The sequence below is a fragment of the Kitasatospora sp. NPDC053308 genome, from assembly GCF_055585785.1.
On the sequence record NZ_JBVJJY010000027.1, the window covers coordinates 26,115 to 40,908 of the forward strand.

Annotated in this window: 12 protein-coding genes; 4 read left to right on the forward strand and 8 right to left on the reverse strand. The window is 73.3% G+C overall.

The window, feature by feature from the left end; translation table 11 throughout:
- Positions 1–35: 35 nt before the first annotated feature.
- Complete coding sequence (locus ACZ6Y7_RS34910; RefSeq protein WP_465761970.1) at positions 36–2,849, reverse strand: AAA family ATPase; 2,814 nt, start codon at positions 2,847–2,849, stop codon at positions 36–38.
- Between the two features lie 1,471 nt (positions 2,850–4,320).
- Between ACZ6Y7_RS34910 and ACZ6Y7_RS34915 the strand changes: the two genes are divergently transcribed.
- Positions 4,321–5,295, forward strand: a complete 975-nt coding sequence (locus ACZ6Y7_RS34915; protein ID WP_465761971.1) for a hypothetical protein — start codon at positions 4,321–4,323, stop codon at positions 5,293–5,295.
- A gap of 388 nt (positions 5,296–5,683) precedes the next feature.
- Here the strand turns inward: ACZ6Y7_RS34915 and ACZ6Y7_RS34920 are convergent, their stop codons facing one another.
- The 4 genes from ACZ6Y7_RS34920 to ACZ6Y7_RS34935 all read right to left on the reverse strand — a co-directional run bounded on the left by ACZ6Y7_RS34920 (position 5,684) and on the right by ACZ6Y7_RS34935 (position 8,878).
- Positions 5,684–5,989 carry a helicase associated domain-containing protein gene (locus tag ACZ6Y7_RS34920; RefSeq protein WP_465761972.1) on the reverse strand — a complete coding sequence of 102 codons (306 nt, stop codon included), beginning with the start codon at positions 5,987–5,989 and terminating at the stop codon, positions 5,684–5,686.
- Between the two features lie 611 nt (positions 5,990–6,600).
- Positions 6,601–7,542: an ABC transporter permease subunit gene (locus ACZ6Y7_RS34925; RefSeq protein WP_465761973.1), complete on the reverse strand. Its 942-nt coding sequence runs from the start codon at positions 7,540–7,542 to the stop codon at positions 6,601–6,603.
- 53 nt (positions 7,543–7,595) lie between these two features.
- Complete coding sequence (locus tag ACZ6Y7_RS34930; protein ID WP_465761974.1) at positions 7,596–8,492, reverse strand: ABC transporter ATP-binding protein; 897 nt, start codon at positions 8,490–8,492, stop codon at positions 7,596–7,598.
- A complete protein-coding gene (locus ACZ6Y7_RS34935) occupies positions 8,489–8,878 on the reverse strand; it encodes a GntR family transcriptional regulator (protein ID WP_465761975.1) in 390 nt (129 codons plus the stop codon). Before ACZ6Y7_RS34935 ends, ACZ6Y7_RS34930 begins: the two co-directional genes overlap by 4 nt.
- 509 nt (positions 8,879–9,387) lie before the next feature.
- On the opposite strand from ACZ6Y7_RS34935, the gene ACZ6Y7_RS34940 reads away from it, so the two are divergent.
- From ACZ6Y7_RS34940 to ACZ6Y7_RS34950, 3 genes are read left to right on the forward strand one after another with little or no spacing between them, the layout of a single operon-like run.
- On the forward strand, positions 9,388–9,699 hold the full coding sequence (locus ACZ6Y7_RS34940) for a YaaC family protein (RefSeq protein ID WP_465761976.1): 312 nt from the start codon (positions 9,388–9,390) through the stop codon (positions 9,697–9,699).
- Positions 9,669–10,073, forward strand: a complete 405-nt coding sequence (locus ACZ6Y7_RS34945; protein WP_465761977.1) for a hypothetical protein — start codon at positions 9,669–9,671, stop codon at positions 10,071–10,073. Before ACZ6Y7_RS34940 ends, ACZ6Y7_RS34945 begins: the two co-directional genes overlap by 31 nt.
- 30 nt (positions 10,074–10,103) lie before the next feature.
- Positions 10,104–10,805: an SMI1/KNR4 family protein gene (locus tag ACZ6Y7_RS34950; protein WP_465761978.1), complete on the forward strand. Its 702-nt coding sequence runs from the start codon at positions 10,104–10,106 to the stop codon at positions 10,803–10,805.
- A 376-nt stretch (positions 10,806–11,181) separates the two neighbouring features.
- On the opposite strand, the gene ACZ6Y7_RS34955 is transcribed toward ACZ6Y7_RS34950, so the two are convergent.
- The 3 genes from ACZ6Y7_RS34955 to ACZ6Y7_RS34965 form a co-directional block, all read right to left on the reverse strand.
- A complete protein-coding gene (locus tag ACZ6Y7_RS34955) occupies positions 11,182–11,745 on the reverse strand; it encodes a DUF6193 family natural product biosynthesis protein (RefSeq protein ID WP_465761979.1) in 564 nt (187 codons plus the stop codon).
- Between the two features lie 589 nt (positions 11,746–12,334).
- On the reverse strand, positions 12,335–13,018 hold the full coding sequence (locus tag ACZ6Y7_RS34960) for a response regulator (protein WP_465761980.1): 684 nt from the start codon (positions 13,016–13,018) through the stop codon (positions 12,335–12,337).
- A gap of 98 nt (positions 13,019–13,116) precedes the next feature.
- The gene (locus ACZ6Y7_RS34965; protein ID WP_465761981.1) at positions 13,117–14,409 is read right to left on the reverse strand and encodes a sensor histidine kinase; all 1,293 of its coding nucleotides are present in this window, start codon (positions 14,407–14,409) and stop codon (positions 13,117–13,119) included.
- Positions 14,410–14,794: the final 385 nt, after the last annotated feature.

The window sequence follows — 14,794 nt, forward strand, 5'->3', positions numbered from 1 at the left end:
AGGGGCGGCCCGTGGATGCCGCCGTGCACGGCTTCTCAAGTGTCGGGGCCGGATCGCTCGGGCGGTGGCAGGGCGCTCAGGGCGTCGCGTAGCGCGGCCCTGGTGGCGACGCCGAGCTTCGGGAAGACCCGGTAGAGGTGTGAGCTGACGGTGCGTGGGGACAGGTGTGTCTGCTCGCCGATCTCCTTGTTGGTGAGTCCGCTGGCGGCGAGTTCGGCGATCCTGCGCTCCTGGGCGGTCAGGGACACCGGTGGTTGCGCCTGCGGGCCCCGGGGAAGGTTGCTCCGGCGCAGTTCGGCGCGGGCGTGCATCTCCCATGCCGTGGCTCCGAGCCGGTTGAACTCTTCGGCTGCCAGCAGCAGCGGGGCCTGCCGTAGCGCCCGGGGCGCGTTCAGCTGCCGCAGCCGGAAGCCGTGGGCCAGGCGGATCCGTGCCAGTTCGAAAGGGAAGTCCCGGGCGTGCGGGTACGCCTCGACGCGGGCGTAGGTTTGGCCGGCCTGTGTGAGGTCTTCGGCGGTCATCGCGAGGGCGCCGTAGGTGGACAGGGCCATGCGTGGGGAGGCTTGCGGCAGACCTGCCTCGCAGGCCGCGAGCGCGTGCCGGCGTGCCTGTTCGTGACGGCCGCTGTACAGCGCGGCCTCGGCCAGTTCGAGCAGTGCCCTGGGGGCGATCTGGTGGGCGTGACGCTCGAAGCTGCCCGGCGGTGTCATGCCGATGGCGTACAGGTAGGCCGCTTCGAAGTCGCCTTCGGTGAGCGCGACGCCGGTGGCGATGGCTTCCGTGATCTGGGTGAGCAGGCCGACGCCGCGCGGCCGTGCCCAGGCGTCCACGGCGCGCTGCAGCTCGCGTGCCTCCTCGAGCAGTCCCTGGCGGGCCACGAGTTGTCCCAGGCACGCGCGGGCGTGGTAGGCGAGCAGGACGTGGTCGTGGGCGGTGGCCAGTTCGAGCGCGCGCTCGGCGGTCCGGCGTGCTTCGTCCCACGTCCCGGCGTACATCTGGTCCAGCATGAGCATCCTCAGAAGGACCATGACGCTCGACACCGCGCCGTGTTCCTGCTCGCGCTCGACCGCGTCGGCCAGCTGGGTGCGGTACTGGTTCAGGGCGTCGACGTGGGACGCGCAGACGGCCAGGCGTGCCAGGTCCCAGGGGGCCGCGTTCGCGGGGTCGGCGAAGGCCTCCTCCAGGCGCGCCCGCAGGCCGACCCCGCTGCGGGCGACGGCGCTCGCGTCGTGGTACATCAGCGTCAGCGGGTGGACGAGGTCGCCGAGGGTGGCGAGGATCGTGTCGGTCCGCTGCCACAGAGCGGGGTCGCCCGCGTAGTGGGCCATGGTGACCAGCGCGTCGGCCGCGCGGGTCAGGGTTTCGTCACCGGGAGGCGCCGCACGGTCGCAGCGGCGCTCGACCGCGGCGGCGAGCCGCTGGAAGGCGGGCCGCACCGCTCCGAAACGGACGAAGTCGGCGTGGGCGGAGGCCAGCACGGCGGCCAGCGGTGCGCCCGCGCCCGGTTGCGGCTGCGCGTGGTGGAGCAACTCCTGGGCCCTGTCCAGCAGGGCGGCCTGGCCGGCGATGTAAGCCGCGTCGCCGAGCCGGCGGGCGCGCGGGGCGGCTTCCTCGCTCAGCTCGGCCGCGCGGGTCAGCCAGCTGACCGCGGCTGCCGCTCCGCCGCGCCTGGTGGCGGAGGCCGCCGCCGCCTCCAGCGCCGTCGCCGCGTACTCGTCGGGGCCGTCGGCCGCCGCAGCCAGGTGGCCGGCGTACCGCTCGACATCGGCCCGGTGCACCCGTGCCAGGTCGGCGTGCGCGGCCCGGCGCTGCTCGGCCGTCGCCAGCTGGACGACGGCCGAGCGCACCAGCGGGTGCCGGAAGAGGAAGCCGCCGCCGCACGGGTCGGCGTCGATCAGCCCGGCGACGACCGCCGCATCGACACCACGCATCCGGTAGCGGGCGGTGCCGTGGCCGGCTTCCCGCAGACGGCCCGCGGCGCCGTCGAGGGCACCGCGCAGCAATTCGGCTCGTGCCGGGGGCTCCAGGCGCTCGATCCTTGCGGCGTAGAGGAGTTGGAGTCGTCGGGGCAGCGGGAGACCGGTTCCGTCCAGCAGATCGGCTTCGTGTTGCACGCCGACGGGAGGCGGCAGTTCGTACAGAGCGAGCGGGTTGCCCCGGGCCTGGTCGAGGACGGTGCGGCGGGTACGCGCGTCGAGCCCCGGGTGGTGCAGCTCCAGCAGGCGTTCCGCGGCCTGCTGGGACAGCGGCTCCACCGGCAGTTCCGGCAGGCGCGCGTGGTCGAAGCGGGACCGTTCCTCCGACCGCAGGGCGATCAGCATCTTCACCGCGCCGGCCGCCAGCCGGCGGGCGACGAACCCGCACACCTCTGCGCTGGCCTCGTCGAGCCAGTGACCGTCGTCGATCAGCAGCAGCACCGGACGCTTGGCGCCGGCCAGGGCCAGCAGGTCGAGTACCGCGATGCCCAGGGCCATGACGGACGGCGGCTCTCCGGCACCGTGCCCGAACACCACGTCCAGTACCGCCCGCTGCGGCGGCCTGAGCCGGGCGGAGAACTGCCCCAGCACGGGGTACAGGCACTGGTGCAGCCCGGCGAAGGGCAGATGCGACTCGGCCTCGACTCCCGTGACCCGGATCAGCTCGTACCCCAGCCCCACAGCCAGATGAGCCGTGCGGTCCACCAGGGCGCTCTTGCCGACACCCGCCTCACCGCGCAGCACCACAGCACGGCCCTCGGCAGCAGACACGAACGAGGTCAGCACGGCCAGTTCGCGATCCCGGCCGATCAACGCCGCACCCGACGGCTCGACGACGCCGGGCCCGGACGCAGCGACATCGACAAGGACCATGCCGTCAGCGGCCACGTCCCGTCCCCACCCTGTCGCTCACCCCTGAAAAGCCGGCAATTGTCACCCTGCCGTTGTAATTTACACGCTTGCCCTGGAGCGCGCGGCCGCGGGAATCGAGCGGGCCGGCCACCAGGAGGTGATCCCGGGCGGCGACGGCCGGCTGGCCGAGGAGCTGCGCTACGCGCTCGGCGCGGACGTGTTGCTCGGCGCCACCTACACCGGCACCCTGCCCGACCTGGCGCCTGATGAGGGCCGCCGCTGGTCACGGTGTGCGCGCTCGCCGCCATGCCGGCCTGCGTGCTCGGCGACCTGCCACGCGAGCTCGTCCCGCTCGGCGGCGAACTGGACGCCGTCACCATCGCCGGACGCGCGCGGTGGGTCGCGGGGCGAGGTCCGCGCGGCGTGGTGCGGGTGCGGGACGGGGCGCACCACTCCGGCCGGTGGGGTGCGCGGCCGGAGGACGGTGCGGTGCGGTCGCCAGGCTTCCTCCGGCACCGCGCGCGGCACTTTGTCCAGGGGAAATGCGCCGTTGTCCAGGAGAACGTGTGGCCGCGCCAGTGTGGCGGACCACCGCGCGACGCACTCTGCAGGGGCCTGTCCATAGGCACGCCGCGCGCTGCTGGGACTGTCCATCGCGCGCGGGCCGGCGCGCGGTGCGGGCGCGGGCCGCATGGCGCGGTGCGGTAGCGGCGCGACTACCGCACCGGCCTTTGCGGGTGCGGTGCGGAAGCCGACGCGGTGCGGGGCGAGGTCCGCGCGGTGCGGTGCGCGCGGAGCCCGCGCGGCCTGTCCATGGGCGCGCCGTGCCGCGGCGGCGGGCGCCGGCCGGTGAACGGTCAGCCGGTGACGGTCTCGGCGTGCCGGGTGAGGGCGTCCAGGAGCGCGGTCTGCCGGTCGGTCAGCTTCCCGTCGGCGCGGGCCCGTCGCCTGCTTGCGCAGCCAGGTGCCGGGGCGGAAGGCGGGGTCGTCGGCGGATCCGGTGCGGTTGGCGGGGCCGTCGAGGGTGCCGCCAGAGGCAGCACCGGGCCAGCCGCGGTGGTGTCGGGCTGGACGGCCTGGTGGGGGCGGCGCGGACATCCGGGTAGAGGTGGAGGCCGGCCGCGTCCGCGACGGGCGCGCGGTCCGGAGCATCCTGCTCGACCACCGCGACGGCCGCCGCCAGGTGGTCGGGCAGGTGGGCCACGTAGGCCGGGTGCCGGCGCCGGAACGACTCCGTCTCGCCGAGCAGCCCGCGCTCCTGGCTATCGACGCTGCCCTCGTCGAGGGCGATGTGCCGGGGGTTGCTCGTCGGTTGGCGTAGTGCGGAGTGCTGGTGGTGGGGATGGTTTCTAGGTTTGTGCACAGAAGACGGCGTCGGCCGGTGCGGGCTCGTGCTCTCCCCCGCCCCTGTTCTGGTGGCTGAGGGCGGACCGGGACGTTGCCAAGTGCGTGGTCGGCCGGGTGCGTCCGGCGGCCCGGTGAGGAGAGTGGCATGGTGGAAACGTCATGTGCGGTCTACGTGGGCCGGGCGGCCGCGACGGCGGCGGTGGTCCTGGCGGGGACGATGGTGCAGTCCGCACCGGCGTCTGCGGCCTCGGGGACACAGACGTTCACCGTGGACGGGATTTTCGTCGTGCCGTCAGGTGTCACGTCCATTGACGTGGAGGCGTGGGGTGGCGGCGGCGCGGGTGGCGCCGGAGGCGCCTCCGGTGATGGAGGCAACAGTTCCTTCACGGCGAACGGCGGCGGGGGCGGCGGTGGAGGCGGTGCCGGCGGCGGTGCGGCCGGGTTCTACGTGAACTGCCGACTGTCCGGCGTGACGTCCGGACAGGTGTACACGGTCACGATCGGCCAGGGCGGCGTTGTCCTCGTGACCCCGCATGGAGGGAAGACGCGGGTGTCCGCACTCGACGGCAGCGCGGTCGAATCCGAGGGTGGCAACGGCGGGACGGACGGTGGCGACGGCACCAGCGGCGCGGACGCCGGGAGGTTCAGCGGCGGTGCCGGTGGCGTGGCCGGCGGAGCGGGCGCGGGCGCATCCGGCGCCAGCAGCGGCGCGAACTGCAAGAACGGCGGCAACGTCACCACCGAGCGTCTTGCCAATCATGTCGGCGGTGACGGCCTGGCCGGCACCGCCGGTACAGACGGCGGCAAGGGCGCCAACCGCGGCAGAAATGGAGGCACCGGTGGGGCCGGCGGAGCGGGTGGGGCAGGCGGCACCGGCTTCAACGGCTTCGGCAACGGCAGCGGCGGAGGGGGCGGAGGAGGCGGTGGCGGCGGAGCCAGCTACGGCGCCCCCGGCACCGGCGGTCCCGGAGGCACCGCGGGCAGCAGCGACCTCGACGGCGGTAACGGCCATACGGGCCGCGGAGGCTTCTACTCATCGGGAGGCCCCGGCTCTACGGGAGGCGGAACCCCGCCGGCAGCCGACGGCCGGGTCGTGATCACCTGGCAAGCCGGCACCTGATCCAGCGCCCCGGAAACGGCACGTCGTACACCACGGCTGTTCCCGGGCCACCGTCCAGACGACGGCCGCTGCCGGCAGGCCCCAGCCTCGGTGTACCGGCTGAGCGCGGCGGCCCACCTCCTGCGCCTGGCCGCTGTCCCGTCCGCTGACGACGCCGAGCCGGCGGTGTCGGTCTTCGCCGCCGAACGGGCGGCATCCGCGGCCCACCACGCCGCTCAGCGGCCGCCGCCACCTGCTGGCGGCGGCCGGTGGGTGGTCAGCACCTCCACGGCTCCGGGGCCGGATCGGGCGGCGCGGCGGGTGTGGCTGGCCACGTGTCTCCTCCGGGTGGTGGCCGTCCCGTGCCGAGGCGGGACGGTCGGGACGGCGGGGGGCCGTGCGGGGCCGGTCAGCCGGTGACGGTCTCGGCGTGCCGGGTGAGGGCGTCCAGGAGCGCGGTCTGCCGGTCGGTCAGCGTGCCGTCGGTGCGGGCGGTCCCCTGCTTGCGCAGCCAGGTGCCGGGGCGGAAGGCGGGGTCGTCGGCGGATCCGGTGCGGCTGGCGGGGCCGTCGAGGGTGCCGCCGGCGGCGCGGTAGGCGAGCAGGCGGCGGTAGGAGCGGTTCCAGTCCGGCTCCAGGCGCCACAGCTCGTCCAGGCCGTCGAGCTTGGCCTCCTGGTCGGTGGTGAGGGCCTCCGCCGTGCGCCGGCGGCGCATCCTGGCGCCGCCGGCGTAGCCGTCCGGCTTCTCCGTGGCGGGGAGGCCGGGATGATGACCCAGGGCGCACCTTGGCCTGCCGGTAGGACTGCCGCAGCGCCCGGCCCACGGCCTGGACGATGTCGATCACGCTGGACTTGGGGGCGGCGCAGCGGATCGCGTCCACGGCGGCGACGTCGATGCCCTCCGTCAGGAGGCGGCTGTTGCACAGGGTGCCGCATTCCTCGCCGTCGTCGCCGGTGTGGGCCTTGCACTCGGTGAACACGGCGCGGCGGTCCTGGAGGCGGTCGCTACCGGCCACGGCCTTCGCCCAGATCCGTTCCGGCCGGTCCGCGTCCGGCAGCAGCTCGGAGGACTCCAGCAGTCTGCCGGCGAACTCCCGCACGGCGGTGATGCGCGAGTGGTGATGACCCGGCGCAGGCCGAGGTCGGCGGCCGCACGCGGCAGCGTGCTCTGCAGGGCCGGGCGCAGCAGCTCCTCGTTGGAGCGGTCGGATGCCGTCAGCTTCGGGCGGGAGGAGCTCGTATGGTGGTGGGGCGGCCGAAGCCAGTTGCGATGGCTTCGGCCGCCCAGCCCGGTGTTCTCCTTGTGTCGCTGCCCCGCAGGGGATGTCAGGCGAGCTTGCCGCGCAGCCACCAGGCACTGAAGCCCGCCAGGCCGGCGGTGAGTGCGAGGAAGATCGCCGTCTCGTACCACTGGAAGGCCCAGTAGCGGTCAGCGGGCTGGTAGGTGGCCGTCACGTGCAGGTCGGCCTTGGCGAGACAGGCATCGTGGGTGGCCGCGTCCGAGGCGTTCGCGCAGGGCTGGGTCGCCATGGTGAGCGCTTGACCGGACGAGGTCCTGACCGGTTCGGTCCCGGAAAGGACCCAGGCGCCGGGCACGTTCAGGTCCGCCACGAACGGGGCGGTAGGTGCGCTGCTCGTGAATCCGATGAGCGACGCGGACTTCAGCGCCTCGGAGGTGAGTGCCACGTTCCCGCGGACGGGCGGCTCCAGGTGCGGCCGGACCGCCAGCGGCATGAGGGCCTGGACGGCGGCGAAGACCGCCAGCGTGGCCGCCATCGCGGGCACGCTGCGCCGGATCAGCAGGCCGACACATGTCCCGAGGGCCACCGCGAAAGCGGCGTAGCTGAGCGGGACGATGCCGCGGGCGCCGAAGAGCAGCGGGGCGAAGCGGTTGCTGTTGATCCGGTCGAGCGGACTGGCGAACCAGGACACCAGCAGGCTGAGCAGTCCGGTGGTGATCACGGCGGCGAGGCCGATGAACAGGAGCTTCACCGCGAGCCAGCGTGTCCGGGTGATGCTCTGGTTCCAGATCAGCCGGTGCGTGCCCGTCTCCAGCTCGCGGGCGATGAGCGGCGCGCCCCAGAAGGCCCCGATCAGGCCCGGTACCAGGAGCACCAGGCCGCTGCCGACGTAGTACGGGAATTGGTACTGGGAGGGCAGCTTCGACAGCGGCGAGCAGCCGCCGTTCGGGCAGCCGGCCAGGGCACTGTTGTAGGCGTTGTGCAGCTGGAAGCCGGAGATCAGCAGGTAGACCGCGACGGCGGTCAAGGCGGCTGCGGCTACCAGAAGTTGCACGCGGAATTGCCGCCAGGTCAGCCAGGTCATCGCTGCGTCTCCAGCACGGGTCGGTGGTCGGCGCCGGTGGCACCGGCCTGGGTCATGTAGGAGAGGACGAGGTCCTCCAGGGCGAGCGGCTCCATCGCCCAGGAGGGGTCGTCGATGGCCGCGTCGGCGCGCACGACGAAGGTGCTCTGCCGATCGGTGTGGTTGGCCTGGATGACCCGCATGCCCGTGGGCAGCGTGTCCGCCTCGCGGCGGGCCGTGGTGAGCCGGAAGTGGGTGGCCAGCAGGTCGTCGATCTCTCCGACGGCCTGGACCCGGGAGGCGGCCAGGACGATCAGATGGTCGCAGACCCGTTCCAGGTCCGAGACGAGGTGCGAGGAGAGCACGACCGTCGCCTCGGTCTCGGCCACGAACTCCATCAGGCTCTGCAGGAACCCGCGGCGAGCCAGGGGGTCGAGCGCCGCGACGGGCTCATCAAGCAGCAACAGGTCGGGGCGCTTGGCCACGGCGAGGGTCAGCGCCAGTTGGGCACGCTGGCCGCCGGACAGCCGGCCGGCCCGCTGCGCGGGGTCGAGGCCCAACTGCTGGAGGCGGCGCTCGGCCAGCCCCGCATCCCAGCGGGGGTTGAGCCTGGCGCCCAGGCGCAGGTGGTCGGCGATCGACAGCGCGGCGTAGGTGGGCGTGTCCTGGGCGACGAAGCCGACCCTGGCCATCTGCGCGGTGGTGGACGCGGGGCGTTCGCCGAGGACTTCGATGCTGCCGGAGGTCGGGGTGAGCATGCCGCAGGCCAGCTGCAGCAGGGTCGACTTGCCCGCGCCGTTCGGGCCGACCAGCCCGACGACCCGCCCGGCCGGCACGCTCAGCGTGCAGTCGGACAGCGCCTGGCGTCGGCCGTAGCGCTTGCCGAGCCCTCTTGTTTCGATGATCGCGGTCATTTCTCCTCTTCGGTGGAGCTGTGAAAGGTGTTGAGGAACAGGGCCTCGATGCTCTCCTCGTCCAGTCCGGCGTCACGGGCCTTGGCGATCCAGCGCTGCAACTCCCGGCGCAACGGCTCGTGCGTGGATCGCGGCGTGTCGCCGAGCGTGCCGGTGACGAACGTGCCGACCCCGGGCTTGGGGGAGACCAGGCCCTCGTTCTCCAGCTGCCGGTATGCCTTGAGCACGGTGTTGGGGTTGATCGCGACCATGGCCGCGACGTCCTTGACCTTCGGCAGGCGATCCCCGTCGGACAGCAATCCCAGCCGCAGGGCCTGGCGTACCTGGTGGACCAGCTGCATGTAAGGCGCGACACCGGACCGGGCCTCGATGTGAAACTCGATCACCGTAACCTCATTTATCTATCTTCCTAGCACTATAGGACTATGGAACTGAGGACCTGTCAAGCGAGATGACCGACAGCCTCCTAGGGACACGGGTGTCGTACGGCCACCGCGTCAGGTCGCTCCCGCAAACGACCCTTTCTGGCCCGTCCTCCTCTGGCATGAGCACCACCTCCACTCCCCCGGCGCCGCAACCCCTGCCCCTGCGCACGGGCGCCCTGGATCCAGGGCGCCGGACTCTGCGCGTCGGTGACCGCGCAATCCGCGTTCCGCTGACACCAGGGCGGAAGGTGGCGGTAGAACCAGCGCGGGGAATCGGCCGTGGACGCGGGTGCGCTCAGCCGCACGATGGCGTCGCCGATCACGGTGTACACCATGGTCGCCTCGACCGGGCGCCGGGCAAGGTCCCGGAGCCGGCCGAGCGCAGGACGGTGGCCGCAGGCCCAGGGCCCGACGGAGCGGGAAGCGGACGCCAAACCGCCGCTTCCAGCAGCGCCTGGAATGCTGAGGCGATGCCGACACGGCACAGGCCGCCGGGCCGGGCGTCCTCGGGGGACCGCAGGGCCACGTTCACCTCGTCGCTCGAACAGGCGGAGCAGATGTTCAGGGCCGCGGCGACGGTCGGGTACGCCACCCGCCCGTTGCTGTTGTTCTACGGCATCAGCCAGGCCGGGCGGGCGGTCGCGGCCGCAGCGATGAAGGCCGGCCCGAACGGCTACACGCCGGCCGGATCGGTTTCGTCGACGCCGACGACATCGCCGCCGTCGCCTCGCACGCCCTCATCGCCGACACCGTGCCTGACGGCGACCGCGACCTCCTGCTGACCGCCTCGGCCGCGCCCACCCACGACGAGGTCGCCGCGAGCGTCTCGGAGGCAACCGGCCGCCCGGTGGTCCACCGCCGTCTGACGCGCCGGGAGCTGTGCGGCCGTCTGTCCGCTCTGATGCCGGAGGAGTTCGCCGCCCTCCTGGCCGCCATGGACCGGGCCATCGCCGACGGCGCCGAGGACCGGACAACCGACACCGTCCTGCGCCTCACCGGCCGCCCGCCCACGACTTCCGCCAGGTCGCCGAACGGGAACTGCTCCGGCGCTGACACCCCGCGCTCCCCGGGGCCACAGGACCGGCCGCCCTCCGGACCCTTGGCTGTCAGTGGCGGGGTCTACCGTTTTCCCGCACGGGACCAGCCGTGGCCGTGATCATCGGCGGCCGAACCGAGGGGGAAACCGATGGGCGAGGCGGAAGACGTACGCGAGGCGTGGGCCCGGGTCACCACGTGGCTGGAGCGGAACAACCCGGCGGCCTTCGCCGCCCTCGGCGGGCCGGGCAGTGCCGAGAACATCGCCCGGGCCGAGTCGGGCATGGGACGGCGGCTCCCGACGGAGCTGCGGCAATGGCTCCTCACCCACGATGTGGACACCGCCCCGGGGACCGAACCCCGCGAGACACTGGTCGAACGGGGGTACGACGTTCCCCTCCCCGGTGGCCACCTCCTGCTGGGCCTGGGCGACATCGAGCGGGTCTACCATCACCGGACGGCCGTGGAGCGGATGGAGCCCTCCGAGGACCCGGACTGCCCGTCCTGGCGCCCGGAGTGGATACCGATCGCCGCGGAGCGCGACGGCCTCTACGGCACGTTCCTCGACACCGCCACCGGGACGATCGGACGCTGGGCCGACGGCGACCTTCCCGAGGAGGGCGTGTACGCCTCCCTGTCCGCTTTCCTGCACCTGACGGCGGACCAGCTGGAGGGAGTCGACGCCGGAGGGCGGAGCGGCCCCGGCGCGCCAACCCGGCACCTCCACCGGGACAGGCCCTGCCCGGAGGACGACGGGACACACCGCTGGGCCCACGGCCAGGGCATCGTGATGAACGACCGTGGCCGCGTCCCGTCCGCCCTCCGCGAGGCCTACCAGCGATCGCGGAGCTGACGGGCCCCGCCCCACGGTGTGAACGGTCAGCGATTTCCCCCACTTCTGAGGCTTCGCGGTCACGGAATCGGCCAGGCTCGTGGTCACGAGTCCCCAGGGGGAACCTGACCGCGGCGGAAGCCTCGAATACCCCAGATCAGGTGGTTTGACCTGCGAGTGATCGTTCCCTCCGAATCGTTCAGGTTCCCCTTGGGCATCCCCGAGCCGGGTTGAGCGTCCTGACCGTCTCGGAGTCGTCACCGTCCCTCGAGCGACAGGCCGAGAGGTCGGCGGACACTCCGGATGGCAAGGAGCCTCAATGACCGAGTCAAGCCATCGACGCATGAGTCCGCGGGCGCGCGCCGCGAGCGTCACGGTGCCGACAGCCGACGTGCCTCTACGGCTGGAGATACTCCTGGAGCGCCGTTACAGCTGTCGCCACCGCCTCATCAGCGCTGGTCGTTTCCAGCAGCATCTTGGCCGGGTCGCGCTTGTGAGCCACTGAGTAGCTGCCCCCGGGAAGAAGGGCGATGCACACCGGGAGAACGTCGCCCTCTCCCAGCCAGTGCCGCTGACCTGTGCTGAAACAAAGCCTGGCATGGCTGGTGAAGGGATGGAACCGGCCGAGCGCGCTGTTCCGCGCCGCGTCGACGAGGGCCCCCATGATCGGCGGTACCCATGTCTCGGCGGAGCCTCGGGACCGGTCGTCCCATTGTGCTGCGGCACGCGCCTGAAAGTCCCACTCGGCCTCGACCGAGTCGTGGGATTCGCGCTCTTCCATGGTCTGATCCCCCTCCAGAATGCTTGCGGCACGGTACCGCCCGGGGCGTGGAGGTCCCCATCGCAGGTCGGCGCCGGGCCCCTTGCCACGGCCGGGCGAGGCCTTCGCCTGGTCGGCCTGGTGGTGGTCGGCGGCCCGGTCGCCATCGTCCGGACCGGGTGCGGCGAGCGAGGTGGACATCGAGTTGGCCTTCCGTCAGCAGGAAGCCGGGGCCTGCGTGGTGGCCGGCCTCGGCACCCGGACCGGCGCCCGGGTGCGGCCGACACTGCACACCACCCCCTTGTCCGCGGCCTGACCACACCCCTTGTCCACCCCCGTGACCAGCGTGTTGTCCCGCCCGATTCGCCCCGATCTTGGGCCTTGTCCTCCCGGTATGTCCGTGGCCGACACCACAGACCGTCAGGCCGCGCGCCCAGGCGCCGACGCGCGCGGCGCAGGTGCGGGGGCGCGGTGCGGCGCGCGGCCGGAGGACGGGTGCGGTGCGGTCGCCGGGCTTCCTCCGGCACCGCGCGCGGCACTTTGTCCAGGGGAAACGCGGGACTGGCTCTGTTCACGAGTTGCGGTTCTGGTCCGACTTCTGGTGCGACTACTCCCTGTGACCATTGAGCTCGTCGGGATGCCTCCCGAGATCGTCTGGAAACGGCCGGTGAAGTCGCCGCGAACGTCGTCCAGGGCGGATCCCCCGGTAGACCCGCTCAGGGAGCGCAGGTGGGTCAGAGCCGAAGCTCGTGCACAGGACCAGGCGGTCGAAACCGCCCGCGCAGCCCCGCTACCCGCGGTCCCCGTCACCGGCCCGGCCGCCGCCCACCCCACGGGTGGTGACCAGGCCGGACTCGTAGGCCGCGATGACCGCCTGGGCGCGGTCCCGGACGTCGAGCTTGCCGAACAGGCTGGTGATGTAGTTCTTCACCGTCGAGAGGCTGATGTCCAGGGCCCGGGCTATCGCGGTGTTGTCGAGGCCGGTGGCCATCAGGCGCCACACCTCGACCTCCCGTGGCGTGAGCCCGTCCGTGCCGACGACGGGCGGCGAAGTGTCGGCCGGGGCCCGGACGTAGGCGGCGATCAGCCGGGTGAGCAGGCGCGGGGCGACCACCGCCTCGCCGCCGTGGACGGTGCGGATCGCCGCGCCCAGGTCTTCCGGCGAGATGTCCTTGGGCAGGAACCCGTGAGCGCCGGCCCGCAGCGCGGCCACCACGTACTCGTCCATGTCGAAGGTGCTGAGGGCGAGCACCCGACAGGACGGCAGCGTGCGTGTCAGCTCCCGGGTCGCGCCGACACCGTCCAGCCCGGGCATACGGATGTCCATCACCACCACGTCGGGACGCAGTCGGTGGGCGGCGGCGACGGCCTGTTCGCCGTCCTCGGCCTCGCCCACCACCTCGAAGGACGGATCGGGAGAGAGGATCAGCGACAGGCCGCGCCGCACCAGCGGCTGGTCGTCCGCGATGAGCACCCTGATCGCCGCCGCAGCCGGACCGCCGGCGGTCCTCCCGCCCGCTACCGCTCCGTCCTTCGCAGCACCGCCCGCGTCCGCTTCGTCCGCCCCCGCGCTCACCGTGCCGCCACCGTTCCGTGGTGGACGGCCGCGTCGGCCGTCTCGTCCGGGGCCACCGGCAGGTCGGCCACCACGGTGAAGCCGCCCTCCGGTTGCGGGCCGGCCTCCAGGGTGCCGCCGTGCAGGGCGACGCGCTCGCGCATGCCGATCAGGCCGTACCCGCCCCGGATCCCGCCCGTCGCCGCGTCCCGGCCGGACGGTGCGCTGTCCCCGTCGAGGCCGCCGCCCCTCCCGCCGTCGTCGCGCACCTCGACGGTGACCCGGTCCGCCTCGTACGTCAGCCGTACGGTCACGCGGGCGGGCCCGGCGTACTTGCGGGCGTTGGTGAGGGCCTCCTGGACGATCCGGAACACGGTCAGGCCGACGGTCGGGGGCAGCGGGCGCGCGGTGCCGTGGACGTCGAGATCGGTCGGCAGCCCGGCCCGGCGGGACTCGACTACCAGCCGGTCGAGGTCCTGCACCCCGGGCTGAGGTGTCGGCGGTTCGGCGTCCGGCTCGTCGCCGGCCCGCAGGACGTCCAGGAGCTGGCGCATCTCGCGCAGGGCCAGTCGCCCCGAGGACTCCAGGGTGACCAGGGCTTCCCGGACCACCGCCGGGTGGGCGAGGTTGGCCCGGGCTCCGCCTGCCATCAGCTGCATGGTGGTGATGTGGTGCGCCACGATGTCGTGCAACTCCCGGGCGATGCGGCGGCGTTCGTCGGCCACCGCACGGTCGGCCAGCAGCCTGCGGTTGGCCTCCACCTCCCGCTGCCAGCGGGCGATCGCGACGCCGCCGCCGGCCACCAGCAAGGCGGCGGACGGCGCGCTGACGGCGGCCTGCCAGGTCGGCATGCGCAGGTTGCTCTGGCCCAGCATCGTCAGCACCGATGTCACCGCCACGGCCACCGCCGCCTGCGCGACGGGGACGGCTCTGGCCACGGTGTACAGGGCGACCGCCAGGACGGCGCCGAAGTGAGGGGTCGGCTGTGGTGCGGACAGGTCGGCCGCGGTCCCCAGCGCCAGGACACCGGCCAGCACCGCGACCGGGCGCCTGTGCCGGACGAGCAGCGGCAGGGCCGCCAGGGCGACGAGGAGGAAGCCCGGCAGGCCCGCCCCCCGGTCGATGCTCCCCCCGTTGAACACCAAGTAGCCGAGCAGGTCGATCGTGCAGGCGGCAGCCGCCACCAGCGCGTCGGTGTTGCTCCACGGAGCGCCGTCGGCGTCCGACGGAGGGTCCGCCGCCGCGCCGGGCCTCCGGCCGGGGTCCACCCCGTGCCCCGCGTCCGCCGCGGGACGCTGACGCCCGCTCATGTCCGTTCCCCTCCGAGTCGTTCCCGTGCCGTACCTCCGCACTGCCACCGCCGCCCGAGCGACCGCCATCCGAGGACGACCGCCCAAGCGACCGACCCTCACCGGATGACCGCCCGGACCAGCGCTGATCAGCTGCGATGACGCCATTCTGGCATCGATCCACCCCGCCCCCGCATGGTCCGCACGGCCGATCACCGGCCCCGGACCAGGACCAGGGTCCCGGGTCCGGCCCCGGTCCGGGCCCGGGGGCCCCGGTGCGAATCGTCCCGCGCGAGGACGTCCGGGCCCGCTGCGGGTGATGGTCTGGAATCCGTCCGGGAACCCCCCGGAGCCGCCCGGGACCCCCGGGAGCCGAGACCGACCTGCGGACGCTCGCGTCCACCGC

Coding starts and splice junctions, on each gene's coding strand:
- ACZ6Y7_RS34910 (WP_465761970.1), bottom strand. CDS start 2,849: ATGGTCCTTGTCGATGTCGCTGCGTCCGGGCCCGGCGTCGTCGAGCCG.
- ACZ6Y7_RS34915 (WP_465761971.1), top strand. CDS start 4,321: ATGGTGGAAACGTCATGTGCGGTCTACGTGGGCCGGGCGGCCGCGACG.
- ACZ6Y7_RS34920 (WP_465761972.1), bottom strand. CDS start 5,989: ATGCGCCGCCGGCGCACGGCGGAGGCCCTCACCACCGACCAGGAGGCC.
- ACZ6Y7_RS34930 (WP_465761974.1), bottom strand. CDS start 8,492: ATGACCGCGATCATCGAAACAAGAGGGCTCGGCAAGCGCTACGGCCGA.
- ACZ6Y7_RS34940 (WP_465761976.1), top strand. CDS start 9,388: ATGCCGACACGGCACAGGCCGCCGGGCCGGGCGTCCTCGGGGGACCGC.
- ACZ6Y7_RS34950 (WP_465761978.1), top strand. CDS start 10,104: ATGGGCGAGGCGGAAGACGTACGCGAGGCGTGGGCCCGGGTCACCACG.
- ACZ6Y7_RS34955 (WP_465761979.1), bottom strand. CDS start 11,745: ATGTCCACCTCGCTCGCCGCACCCGGTCCGGACGATGGCGACCGGGCC.
- ACZ6Y7_RS34965 (WP_465761981.1), bottom strand. CDS start 14,409: ATGAGCGGGCGTCAGCGTCCCGCGGCGGACGCGGGGCACGGGGTGGAC.